This window comes from Nakamurella sp. GG22, from assembly GCF_052976845.2.
The window spans coordinates 293479-305661 of sequence record NZ_JBRIIO020000002.1 but is presented as its reverse complement, the minus strand read 5'-3'; the positions used below and the strand labels follow the sequence as shown (position 1 = coordinate 305661).

Below are 12183 nucleotides of genomic sequence, written 5' to 3'. Positions count from 1 at the left end.
ACCGTTTCGCAACGGCCGCCGTACCCGGGGATGGACATTCACCTCCTTCCGAAAGGCACCCCCATGAAACTGCGTTCGATCATCGCCGCACCCGTCGGGCTCGTGGCGGCCGGACTGTTCCTCTCCGCCTGTGGCCAATCCCAGCTGGCCGGAACCGCACAGGTCTCCCCGGCCGCAGCGATCGGCTCCTCGCCCTCCTCAGCCGCGCCGGCGCCCGTCACGAAGGCAGCCGCAGGCTCCTTCGACCTCGCAGAAGCCGGGTCGCTCGGCCAGGTGCTGGTCGGTGCGAACGGGCACACCCTGTACGCGTTCACCAAGGACGTCGACGGGGTGAGCACCTGCTTCGACGCCTGCGCAGCGGCATGGCCGGCCGTGACAGTGCCCGCCGGCGACGTCCCGACCCCGGACGGGATCGACCCGGCGCTGGTCACGACGGTCGACCGCCCGGACGGCACCCGTCAGCTGAAGGTCGGCAAGTGGCCTATGTACTTCTACGCCGGCGATGGCGCGCCCGGGGAGACCAACGGCCAGGGCGTCGGCGGGGTGTGGTTCGCCGAGGACGCTGCCGGCAAGTTGATCAAGGGGGACACCGCCGCAACCGGGGCTGCGGAAGCGACGTCAACCCCCGCACCGGCACCCGCACCCACCGAAGAGCCAGCACCCGCACCGACCGAAGAGCCAGCCCCGGCCGGGCCGGTGGTGGCGCTGGCCGACGTGGGCAACCTGGGCGAGGTGATGGTCGGCGCGAACGGCCACACCCTCTACGCCTTCACCGACGACCCGGAGAAGCAGTCGAGCTGCTTCGACGCGTGCGCACAGGCCTGGCCCCCGCTCACCGTCGACGACGGGTTCGTCATCTCCGATGAGCTTCAGTCCTCGGGCGTCTCCACCATCGAGCGGCCGGACGGAACCCGGCAACTGGTGATGGGCAAGTGGGCGCTGTACTACTACGCCGGTGACGCCGCGCCGGGCGAGGCGAACGGGCAGGGCTCCGGTGGCAAGTGGTACGCCGTCGATGCGAACTGCAAGCTGGTGAAGACGACCGCGTGATCCGCCTGCTCCTAGACTGGCCACCATCACACGGGCTCGTCGATCGCGAAGTACAGACCGGGAGGGGGCTCGATGACCGCCGAACCAGGCCCTCAGGTCGACCTCTTCGCCCCCAGCCTGGTCGAGGCCACCACCCGGCGGCTGCGTGACGAGATCCTCAGCGGCACCCTCGAGCCGGGTGCGCGGTTGATCGAAGAGCAGATCTGTCAACGCTTCTCGATCAGTCGCGCACCACTGCGGGAGTCGCTCAGGCTCCTGGTGCAGCAGGGCCTCGTCGAGCACCTCCCGCGGCGCGGGGCACGGGTGACGACCTGGTCGGACGAGGACATCCACCAGTTGTTCGAGATCCGCGCGGTGCTGGAGCGGCACGCCATCGTCACCGCGTTGCCGCTGTCCCGCACCGGTGAGGACCCGCTGGCGGTGGTGCGGGAGCGCCTGCAGCAGATGCGAATCGCGGAGGAGTCCGACGACGAACTCGCCCGGGACGACGCGCACCGGGCGTTCCACGCGGCCATCGTCGGGCTGGCCGGCAACCGGCAGTTGGATCTGGCGATGGAGCCCATCCTGGTCAAACTGCAGCGGCCGATGGCGGTCAACCTGCGGCTGGAGGCGTCGCTGGTCGGGCCGGGGGAGGGAATCCGCCGGCACGAGGCCCTGCTGACCGCACTGGAGACGAACGACCCGGACGTGGTTCTCGAGGCGCTCTATGACCACGGCGGTCAGCGTTACCTGCAGTACCGGCGCGAGGTCGCCACCTCAGTTCGCAGCTGATCGGGTCCGAAGCTGGGCGGATTTTCAGAACTGAGCGCGTAGTCCAGAGTTAACACAGCAGTTCCACACCTGATACACCGATTGTCGACAATCGACGAATGCCGAAGACAGCAGACGCCGGTCCGGTGGTCGGTCTCACCATCGCGGAGATGGCGCAGGCCTATCGTTCGTCGGCCATCACGCCGACCGAGGTCGTCGACCAGGTGCTGGCCCGGATCGCCGACCGCGGAGACGACGGGACCTGGATCACCGTCCTGGACCGCGCGGAACTGCTCCTGCGGGCGAAGGAACTCGAGGCCCATCCGAACCCGGAATCCCTGCCCCTGTACGGGATCCCATTTGGCGTCAAGGACAGCATCGACGTCAGCGGGGTGCCGACGACACTGGCCTGTCCGGAGTACACCTACACGGCGACGGAGACCGCGCCGGTGGTCGCGAAGCTGATCGATGCCGGCGCGATCTTCGTCGGGAAGACCAACCTCGACCAGTTCGCCACCGGCCTGAACGGAACCCGGACGCCGTACTCGTTGCCGCGCAGCGTCTTCGGCGGAGACATGGTCTCCGGGGGGTCGAGTTCCGGCTCGGCGCTCGCGGTGGCGGCTGGGGTGGTGCCGTTCGCCGTCGCGACCGACACCGCCGGTTTGGGCCGGGTGCCACCCGCCCTCAACGGTGTCGCCGGCTTCAAGCCCAGTCGCGGTCTGATCAGCACCGTCGGGCTCGTTCCTGCGTGCCGATCACTGGATTGCATCAGCCTGATCGCGGCGGCCGTGCCCGACCTCGCCGCCGTCTTCGATGTCGTCGCCGGCATCGACCGCAACGATCCCGACACGCGCGAACGGCAACGGGACACCAGGCCGGTGAACACCTTTCGCGTCGGCCTACCGGACATCTCCGAACTGGAGTTCTTCGGCGACGAACTGATGCGGGACGCCCACCTGGCCGCGAGAGCCGGCATCGAGCGCACGTTCGGCAGCGTGGTCCGGGCGCCGTTCGGACCTTTCCTGGCGGCCGGCGAGTTGCTGTACCAGGGCCCCTGGGTCGCAGAACGACTGGCGGAGTTCGGCGACTTCCTCGCCGACCACCCGGACGGGGTGCTGCCGGTGATCCGCACCATTCTCGAGGGCGGCGCGCGTTACTCGGCGGTGGACGTGTTCGCGGCGGAACACCGGCTCGGGGAATTGCGGGTGGGGGTCGACCGGCTGTGGCAGCAGATGGACGTGCTCGTCCTGCCGGCCATCGGGACGACGTTCACCGTCGACGAGGTGCACGCCGATCCCATCGGCGCGAACACCGCCCTCGGCCACTACACCCACTTCGGGAACCTACTCGACCTGTGCGCCACGGTCGTGCCGTGCGGGCTGACCGCCGACGGCCGTCCCGCCGCGCTGATGGTGCTGGGTCCGGCGCTGGCCGATGACCGGGTTCTGGCGATGGCAGCCGCATTGACCGGTGCCCAACTGCCTGTTCCCGCGCCCGCGCCGGTCATCGAGATCCCCGACCCGGTCACACTTGTCGTGGTCGGCCACCATCTCTCCGGCCAACCCCGCAACAGCGACCTGGCCGACCGCGGCGGTGTGCTGCTGGCCAGTACGCGCACTGCGCCGAACTACCGGCTGCTGCGGGTCGGCGGCGCCAACCCTGTGCCCGTCCTCGTCGCCGTCGAGTCCGGCGGCGCGGCGATCGAGGTGGAGACCTGGACAGTGCCGTCCGCGGCCTGCGTTCCGATCCTGGCCGGCTCTTCGCAGTCGGTTTGCATGGGCAGGGTGGCCCTGGCTGACGGCACGACCGCTGTCGGCTTCGTTGCGGATACATCCGCATTGACCGGCGACACCACCGACATCACCGAGTTCGGCGGTTGGCGGAATTACCTCGCCGACGCAACAGCCACCGATTCTCCCGCCGGCTGAGCACTCAGCCACCTCGCCGTCTCGCCCACTCCCGGAACCAGGAGGGCTGTATGACCAACACCCCGCTCGAAAGCGCCGACATCGACCAGAGTTCGCCACCCACAGCGGTTGTCGAGGCCGCGCCCGCGCCGTTCCCGCTGCCGCCCGGCAAGGTCGCGCTGGTCGTCATCGACATGCAACGGGATTTCCTGCTCCCGGGGGGTTTCGGCGAGACGCTGGGGAACGACGTCTCGCTGCTGCAGAAGGTCGTGCCGCCGCTGGCCGAGGTGCTGGCGGCGGCACGGTCGGCCGGCATGCTCGTCATCCATACGAGAGAGGGCCACCTGCCGGACCTCTCGGATTGTCCGCCGGCCAAGTTGCGGCGTGGCAAGCCTTCGCAGCGGATCGGCGACGTCGGCGCCAACGGCCGCATCCTGATCCGTGGCGAGTACGGCCACGACATCATCGACGAACTGGCTCCCATCCCCGGCGAGATCGTCATTGACAAACCCGGAAAGGGCGCGTTCTACGCCACCGAACTCGAAACCGTCTTGCAGACAGCGGGTATCACGCACCTGGTGGTGACCGGCGTGACGACCGAGGTCTGTGTTCACACGACGGTCCGGGAGGCCAACGACCGCGGGTACGACGCGCTGGTCCTTTCCGACTGCGTCGGCTCCTACTTCCCCGAATTCCAACGCGTCGGCCTCGACATGGTGTCCGCGCAGGGCGGCATCTTCGGCTGGGTCGCCGACTCCCGCGCCCTGCTCGCCGCCCTGACCCAGCCCGCCATGGCCGGCTGATCCGAGCCAGCCCGCGCTCTCGACCAATTCCCTCATCACGCCGCCCACCGCGGCACCCTTCGCACAGGGAGCAACACCATGAACCTGACCGGCTTCAGGTCCTCGGGATCGTCCGAGGGCACCCTCAAGATCCCGTACTGGACCAAGGGCGAGACCAATGCCTTCTTCGGTCTGGGCTTCAACATCCTGGTCAACGTGCTGACGCTGACGTCGCTGCTGATCTTCGTCGTGCAATTGCCCGCCACCACCGTCCTCGGCACGGTGCTGCCGGCGCTCGGCATCGCCATGCTCGCCGGCAACATCTACTACACGTTCCTGGCCCGCCGACTGGCCCGCCGGGAGAACCGCACGGACGTCACGGCACTGCCGTACGGGCCGAGCGTGCCGCACATGTTCATCGTCGTGTTCGTCATCATGCTGCCGATCTTCCTGAGCACCGGAGATCCGCTCCGGGCCTGGGAAGCAGGCCTGGCCTGGGCGTTCGTCATCGGCGTGATCGTGTTGATCGGGGCGTTTGTCGGACCGTTCATCCGCAAGATCACCCCGCGGGCCGCGATGCTCGGCACGCTTGCCGGCATCTCACTGACGTTCATCTCGATGCGTCCCGCCGCGCAGATCTGGGAGGCCGCGTGGATCGGGTTACCGGTGCTGGGCATCATCCTGGTCGGCTTCTTCACCAACATCCGGCTCCCCGGCGGGATCCCCGTCGGCCTGGCCGCGCTGCTGGTGGGCACCGCGATCGGCTGGATCGGCGGGTACATGTCGGTGCCCGACGTGCAGGCAGCGGTGAGCGACATTGCCATCGCGGTACCGACTCTGCACTTCGACCTGCTGTTCAACGGGCTGAGCAACCTGGCGCCGCTGCTGGCCACCGCGATCCCGCTCGGCGTCTACAACTTCGCCGAGGCGATGAGCAACGTGGAGAGCGCCGCGGCGGCGGGCGACAGCTACAACCTTCGCAGCGTGCTGCTCGCGGACGGCTCGGGAGCGATCATCGGCGCCGCCCTCGGTTCGCCGTTCCCGCCGGCCGTGTACATCGGCCACCCGGGGTGGAAGGCCGCGGGCGGCCGGGGCAGCTACTCGATGGCCAGCGGCATCTTCATCGCGGTGCTGTGCTTCCTGGGGTTGTTCGGCGTGCTGAACGCGGTGCTGCCCATCCCCGCCATCGTCCCGATCCTGCTCTACATCGGCCTGCTGATCGGCGCCCAGGCGTTCCAATCGGTGCCCCGGATCCAGGCCGCCGCGGTGGTCGCGGCAATCCTGCCGAACCTCGCATCGTGGGGTACCGGCCTGATCGACAACGCACTGGCCGCCGCGGGAACGACGGCCGCCGAGGTGGGACCGGACGCCATGGGCAACGCCGGACTGGTCTATGACGGACTGAAGGTACTCGGTGAGGGAGCGGTGCTCGCCGGCATGGTGCTCGGCTCGATCGTCGCCTTCATCCTCATGCACAAGTTCTACTCCGCGGCCATCGCCGCCGGGGTCGGCGCGGTGCTGAGCTGGATAGGGCTGATCCATGCCAGCCAGGTGGAGTGGGCGGCCCAACCCGAGGTCGCGCTGGGCTACGCGATGCTCGGAATCGTGTTGGTGGCCTTCGCCTTCCACCGCAGGAACGAGCCCGCACCGGTCGAGAGCGAGGAGCTCCTCGAAGGCTGACCGGCCTCGCAGTCGAGCGCCGCCCCACATCCGGTGGGGCGGCGCTCGACCGGCGCCTGGGTAGGCTCGACGGCGTGCCGACCATTCGACATCCACTCGCCGACCCGACCCACCCCGGCCGCCGTGGCGCCCTGATCGCAGCGCAGGCCGCCGGTGCGACCGACGGCGTCGAGCAGGTCGTCCTCGTCGACGATGACGGCACACCGATCGGAGTGGCCGACAAGGCCACCGTGCACGGCCCGAACACCCCGCGGCACCTGGCGTTCTCCTGCTACGGCTTCGATGCGGACGGCACGCTGCTGGTCACCCAGCGCGCAGCCGGCAAGTTGACGTTCCCGCTGGTCTGGACGAACACCTGCTGCGGGCATCCGGCGCCGGGCGAGACCCCGGCGGACGCCGCCGCGCGGCGATTGCGCCGCGAACTCGGCCTCGAGGTGGCGGACATGCGGATGGTGCTGCCCGACTTCAGCTATCGCGCCTCCGACGGTCGCGTCGAGGAGAACGAGCTGTGCCCGGTGCTGGTCTGCCGAATCGACGGCGAGCCGTCGCCCGCGGCTGACGAGGTGGAGACCACGCAGTGGTGGAGCTGGGACCAGTTCATGGCCGCCGCCGATGACGCCGACAGCGGACTCTCGCCGTGGGCACGGCTGCAGGCGCCGCTCCTCGACGCCGCACTGTTCGGCGGGCGCTGACCGGCTCAATTCTCGGCGAGTGCCACCAGCTTGGTCACGGTGTTCCAATTGCGGATCGTCACCGGCGTGCCGAAAGCCTTGTCCCAGTTCTGTTTCTTGAACGTCGCCTTGCTGATGCCGTTCGGGCACCACAGGTAGAGATGGTCATCGACCAGGCGCGCGACATCGGGCCCGGTGTCGGCATTCTCGCCGATCTCGGCAACCTTCTTCGCCGTCGCCGCGGACGGCCGCTCGGCGAGGAACCCGAGGAAGTGCCTCGAACCGTCCGTGGCCACCGGACCGATCGGATCGGCGTCCATGGCGCGCACGAGCTGGTCCCGGCTGCGGACGATCACCTCGGCCGGCACCTTCAGTTCGCCGGCCAACCCGCGAGAAATGGCCTGGGCCACGCTCTTCGGCGAGTCGTCGGACCGGAAGACCGCATTCCCACTGTTGAGCAGCGTGCGGACATCGGAATACCCCAACTCTGCGAGCATCTCCCGCAGCGCGGCCATGGCGACCCGGTTGCCGGTCCCGACATTGATGCCGCGGATCAGCGCGATGTGCGTCGTCATCCGCCGGTCAGCACGGGCGTGAGCACATCGATCACCTGACGCCGGGCACGGCATTCCAGAGGGCCGTCGGCCACCTCGGCCGAGATGCGCCGCAACGCTTGCAGCACCGGGGCGATGTGCGGCTGGTCGGCTGTGCCGGCGCGGATCTGGGCACCGATCCGGCGCACCGGGCTGATCCCGGCGACCGGCCGAAGGACGATCGGCTCGTTGACGAACTCCGGCTGGGCGAGCCTGGGCAGCAGGCCCACACCATGTCCGGCGGCGATCAGCCCGACCACCCCGATGAACTCGTCGGCGTAGTGCCGCGCTCTGGGGACGAACCCGGCCCGTTCGCAGGCGTCCCTGGTGAGCTGCCAGCAGGGCACCTCGGGCTGGGCGAGGATCCAGTCGGCGTCGGCAAGGTCGGCGAGTTCGATCTCCTCGCGGTCGGCCAGTGGGTGATCGAAGGGCAGCGCCACATCCATCACGTCATCGAAGAGGTGTTCCGTGCGCAGCCGTTGGTCGTCCTGACCGGGCAGCAAATCCGAACTCGCCAGGGTCAACGACACATCGACGGTGCGGGCCAGCAGCGCGTCCATCGCGCGTTCAGGACCGACCTCGCGGATCTCCACCCGCAGCCGCGACTGGGTCGCGAGATCGGAGATGAGTGGGACGGCGATGGCCTTGACGGCCGAACTGAAGGTGCCTATCCGAACCGTACCCGCGTCACCGCGGCGAAACGCCGCCAGATCGGACTCGGCGTGCTCGAGGTGGGTGAAGATCTGGTGCGCATGACTGAGCAGCAATGTCGCCGCCTCGCTCAGCCGCACACGCCTGCCATCCGGCTCGAGCATCGGCGTGCCCGCCTCCCGGGACAGCGCGGCCAATTGCTGGGACACCGCGGACGGCGTCAGGTGCACGGCGGCGGCTGTGGCGGTGATGGTCCCGCAGCGGTCGAGCTCGCGGAGAATCTCCAACTTGCGCACATCGATCATGCAGGGGAGCTTACGCTTCTGCGGAAGAAAGAACAGATGGACGCGAGGTGTAAATCGCAGGACCCTTACTGCATGACCCTCCTCATCGTCCTCCTCGTCCTGTTGGCCCTCGCCGTCGCCGGCCCGCTGCTCGGCGCCGACACCCGCTCCTCGAGCGGCTGGCACTCCGGTGATCCGGACAGCCCCCTCTGGGCTGATTCCGGTGTTCGCGCGCACTGACTGAGATGGCTTTGTGCTGGGCGCTGGCCATTCGCGGTTCCCACAGTGCACAATGTCCCCAGTAGTACCGTTGGACCTGTACGTGTCCTGCCCATGTCTGCCGTATCCACGTTGGGGAAGAACGTTGGAGTGCGAGCGGAGGTGGACGGACATGACTCGTGGTGTTGTCTTTGTGCACTCGGCGCCCGCGGCGATCTGCCCGCACGTCGAGTGGGCGATCTCCGGGGTGACCGGTGCTCGCGTGTCGCTGTCATGGACGGCGCAACCCGCGGCTCCCGGCTGCCTTCGTGCGGACGCCAGCTGGTCGGGCAAACCGGGAACCGGGGCGCGGCTCGCCAAGGCGCTCAAGGCTTGGCCCATGCTCCGCTTCGAGGTCACCGAGGAAGCCAGCCCGGGCGTCGACGGTGAGCGCATCTGCCATGTCCCCGGTCGGGGTATCTGGCGTGCGGCGATCTCCGCCAACGGTGACGTCGTGCTCGGCGAGGACCAACTGCGGTCCATGCTGGCGACGGCAGCGAACCTGGAAGCCGTTCACCACCGGCTCGGTGATCTGCTCGGCGCGCACGTCGACGCCGAACTCGAGCCCTTCCGCCGGGCTGGAGAAGGCACCGCGGTGACCTGGCTGCACCAGGTCGGCTGAGCCCCACACCTTCCACCTGCCCGCCAGCGATACGCGGCGGCTCGAGTGCTCTTCGCCACCCCGTCGCGCTCTCGGGGCAACCAGGCCCTCCCCGGTACGTCGACCTCTTGCGGCGCTGAATCAACGCTGCTGACACTGTGGTGACGGGGATGTGAACGCATGCGGCTGACCGGGCGACGGCTCACGCTGCTGTTGACGACCCTGCTGGTGGTCGTCCTGCTCGGTGGGGCGACGGCCGCCTGGACGTACGGTCGGTCATATGAACGTGAGCCGCTCGCGATGACCGACTACCGCGCCGGCCCGTCCGACGATTCCGCGGTGCGGCTGTCCAGCAGGGCAGCGGAGCATCCGCGCGGCGCCGAGATCCGCGGACTGTTGCAGCTGTACTTCGACGCCATCAACAATCAGGACTATGACGCCTGGAAACGCACCGTCGCCGTCGAGCAGTCCGCGCCGCAAAACCAGGAGCGCTGGACGCAGGATTACTCGACGACCGTCGACTCCAATGTCGCCGTGCTGACAGTTGCCGACGGGCCGCTTCGCGCCCGCACGATGTTCACCTCCCAGCAAGCGGTCGAATTGGCACCGCCGTCGCTGCCTGCAACCTGCATCAACTGGGACGTCACCTACCTGCTCGGTGAACAGGACGGCCGGCTGGTGCTCACCGGGATCGACCCGTCCGCGCAGTCGATGACGGCCTGCGCGTGAGAAGGAACGGTTTCCGGCGGCGTGTCGGCACGTACTGGCTTGCTGCCCTGCTGAGCGCGGGTCTCGTTGCTGGCTGTGCCGGCACCGACCAGGCAGCACCCGCCGCCCCGTCGAGCACATCGCCCAGCGCCGCCGCGGCTGCGCCAGCTTCCTCTCGCGATGCGTCGTCCGCTCCAGCATCGTCGGCCTCCCGGTCAGCCACACCGTCCGCCGCGTCGAGTTCGAGCACCCAGGCCCCGGCACCCAGCACCCCCGCCGCACCCGCAACCCCGCCGCCGGCACCCGCCCAAGTCCCGCCCGGCGGCCTCGTCACCGCCCAGGACCTCAGCAAGGCACGCGCAGCGGTCGAGGCGATGAGCCCGGCCGAGCGGGCCGGATCGGTGATCATGGTCAGTTCGGCGGACGCCGTCGGCACCGACCAGGTGGCCCGGCTGCAGCTGGGCGGCGTCATTCTCATGGGGTCGAAGGGGTCCATCGACGGGACCCAGAATGGCACACCCGCCGAGGTCGCATCGGTGACGGCGGAACTGCAATCCCAGGTGCCGTCGTCGCAGAAGGGCGCACCGCTGCTGATCGCGACGGATCAGGAGTACGGGCTGGTCTCCAGGCTGGTGAACGGCTTCACCGATTTCCCGGGCGCCGCTGAACTGTCGGGGATCACCGACACCGACGCCGCCGTCGAGGCCACCGAATCGGTGACCGCCGCCGGTGCCGCAGAGATGCTCGCCGTCGGGATCAACGTCAACTTCGCACCGGACGCCGACGTCCTGCCGGAATCGGGGGAGTCCGGCGTCGCCGACCGCACTTTCGGCTCCGATCCCGAGCGCGCCGGCACTCTCGTGGCGGCCGCCGTGCGGGGATACCAGAGCGCCGGACTGGCAGCGACCGTCAAGCATTTCCCGGGCATCGGCCGACTCGCCACCGACACCCACACGGCGCTGCCGTCGCTCGACGCCAGCTGCGACGAGTGGAACGCCATCGACTCGGTGCCGTTGCGCGCCGGCGTGGACGCCGGGGTGGCCCTGGTGATGACCGGACACATCGAGCTGCCCGCGGCCGGTGCGGACGACGGGACCTCCGCACTGAGCGACGCCGTCGTCAACGAGCTGCTGCGCGGCTCCGGGGTCAACGGCTGCGAGGGCCTCGGGTTCGACGGTGTGACCGTGACCGACTCGTTCGAGATGGCACCGGTGGTGGACAACTACGGTCCGGCCGAAGCCGCGTGGCGTGGCATCGCCGCTGGTCAGGACCTCGTTCTGATGCCCACCGACCCTTCGGCAGCGGTGGCCGGCATCGCCGGTGCCGTGCAGGACGGCTCGCTCCCGGAGTCGCGTCTCGACGAGGCGGCGACCGCGGTGTACGCCCTGCGGCTCGCTCTCGCCCGGTCCCAGCGGCCCAGCCTGGACGTCGTCGGGTCCGCGGAGCATGAAGCGATCGCCGACGCCGCGCGGTCCAACGGCTGACGCTTTCCCATCAGTTACGGCAGCGCGACCCGCTCGCCGGATCGGTACGGCGTGACCTGCACCGAGCCCGGTGCGTCCGAGCCGCGCACCAGCCAGACCGAGCCGAGCCCGCGGACCTCGGCGTCGTCGGCGCCGATGATCAACACGGTGTCCTCGTCGATCCCGGCACCGACCAGCACGGGGTCGGTGCGGATGCTCTCGATCAGCCGGGTGAGGGTGCCCCACTGCGCGCAGTGCACATCCACCGTCCACGGTGCGATGCCCAGTCCGGCCCGGACGGTGATCTCGTCGAGATCCTCGCCGGCGTCGTCCGAGCAGATCGGCACGCCGTCCACCGACCACCCACCGACGACGGCGGTCGTCGACGCGATCGCCGATCCGGCCGAGAATCCGGCATAGGGCCGATCCGCGCTGCGCAGCCAGTCGCGGATGTCCGTAGCGACGGGCTCGAGGGCCGCCGCGTAGGCCGGCGTCAGGCCACCGCAGACCAGCAGCCCGTCCGCGTCACCCAGCGCGGACGGATCGAGCCGCCCGCCGAGTTCCACCAGCACCGGCACCGGTCGGCAGGGCGCCGCCGACTGCAGGGCGTTCTCCCAGCGGGCGAACTGCTCGGCGCCGTCACCCTCGTCGAGCACCACACACGCGATGACGGGCAGATGACGGTCGTCTCGTCCGGCCACAGCGGCGGCCTCGGCCAGGAACGGTCCGTACACGACCGGCTGGGCGTCGACGTTCCATCCGCCGCCGATCAGGTGCGTGCTCAT

General features: G+C 69.3%; 13 protein-coding genes. 10 read left to right on the top strand and 3 right to left on the bottom strand.

What is annotated here, in order from left to right; genetic code table 11:
• The first annotated feature begins 63 nt into the window (after positions 1-63).
• From ACVBEQ_RS03745 to idi, 6 genes are all read left to right on the top strand, one after another.
• Positions 64-1050 (top strand): SCO0930 family lipoprotein, encoded by a 987-nt coding sequence (locus tag ACVBEQ_RS03745; RefSeq protein ID WP_447152075.1) that lies wholly within the window; start codon positions 64-66, stop codon positions 1048-1050.
• Positions 1051-1122: 72 nt separating this feature from the next.
• Positions 1123-1821 (top strand): GntR family transcriptional regulator, encoded by a 699-nt coding sequence (locus ACVBEQ_RS03740; RefSeq protein ID WP_447152074.1) that lies wholly within the window; start codon positions 1123-1125, stop codon positions 1819-1821.
• Positions 1822-1919: 98 nt separating this feature from the next.
• Complete coding sequence (atzF, locus tag ACVBEQ_RS03735) at positions 1920-3728, top strand: allophanate hydrolase (RefSeq protein ID WP_447152073.1); 1809 nt, start codon at positions 1920-1922, stop codon at positions 3726-3728.
• Between the two features lie 50 nt (positions 3729-3778).
• The gene (locus tag ACVBEQ_RS03730; protein WP_447152072.1) at positions 3779-4510 is read left to right on the top strand and encodes a cysteine hydrolase family protein; all 732 of its coding nucleotides are present in this window, start codon (positions 3779-3781) and stop codon (positions 4508-4510) included.
• 78 nt (positions 4511-4588) lie between these two features.
• Complete coding sequence (locus tag ACVBEQ_RS03725; protein WP_447152071.1) at positions 4589-6169, top strand: SulP family inorganic anion transporter; 1581 nt, start codon at positions 4589-4591, stop codon at positions 6167-6169.
• Between the two features lie 134 nt (positions 6170-6303).
• Entirely contained in the window at positions 6304-6861 is a 558-nt protein-coding gene (gene idi / locus ACVBEQ_RS03720; RefSeq protein WP_447152182.1) for an isopentenyl-diphosphate Delta-isomerase, read from the top strand.
• 5 nt (positions 6862-6866) lie between these two features.
• On the opposite strand, the gene ACVBEQ_RS03715 is transcribed toward idi, so the two are convergent.
• Both ACVBEQ_RS03715 and ACVBEQ_RS03710 read right to left on the bottom strand, forming a co-directional pair.
• Positions 6867-7415 (bottom strand): DUF1697 domain-containing protein, encoded by a 549-nt coding sequence (locus ACVBEQ_RS03715; protein WP_447152070.1) that lies wholly within the window; start codon positions 7413-7415, stop codon positions 6867-6869.
• A complete protein-coding gene (locus ACVBEQ_RS03710; protein ID WP_447152069.1) occupies positions 7412-8389 on the bottom strand; it encodes a LysR family transcriptional regulator in 978 nt (325 codons plus the stop codon). Before ACVBEQ_RS03710 ends, ACVBEQ_RS03715 begins: the two co-directional genes overlap by 4 nt.
• Positions 8390-8461: 72 nt before the next feature.
• On the opposite strand from ACVBEQ_RS03710, the gene ACVBEQ_RS03705 reads away from it, so the two are divergent.
• The 4 genes from ACVBEQ_RS03705 (at position 8462) to ACVBEQ_RS03690 (ending at position 11419) form a co-directional block, all read left to right on the top strand.
• On the top strand, positions 8462-8608 hold the full coding sequence (locus ACVBEQ_RS03705) for a hypothetical protein (RefSeq protein ID WP_447152068.1): 147 nt from the start codon (positions 8462-8464) through the stop codon (positions 8606-8608).
• Positions 8609-8759: 151 nt separating this feature from the next.
• Entirely contained in the window at positions 8760-9248 is a 489-nt protein-coding gene (locus tag ACVBEQ_RS03700; RefSeq protein WP_447152067.1) for a DUF3145 domain-containing protein, read from the top strand.
• Between the two features lie 159 nt (positions 9249-9407).
• Complete coding sequence (locus ACVBEQ_RS03695) at positions 9408-9956, top strand: hypothetical protein (RefSeq protein ID WP_447152066.1); 549 nt, start codon at positions 9408-9410, stop codon at positions 9954-9956.
• On the top strand, positions 9953-11419 hold the full coding sequence (locus tag ACVBEQ_RS03690; RefSeq protein WP_447152065.1) for a glycoside hydrolase family 3 protein: 1467 nt from the start codon (positions 9953-9955) through the stop codon (positions 11417-11419). Before ACVBEQ_RS03695 ends, ACVBEQ_RS03690 begins: the two co-directional genes overlap by 4 nt.
• A 14-nt stretch (positions 11420-11433) precedes the next feature.
• On the opposite strand, the gene ACVBEQ_RS03685 is transcribed toward ACVBEQ_RS03690, so the two are convergent.
• Entirely contained in the window at positions 11434-12183 is a 750-nt protein-coding gene (locus ACVBEQ_RS03685; RefSeq protein ID WP_447152064.1) for a type 1 glutamine amidotransferase family protein, read from the bottom strand.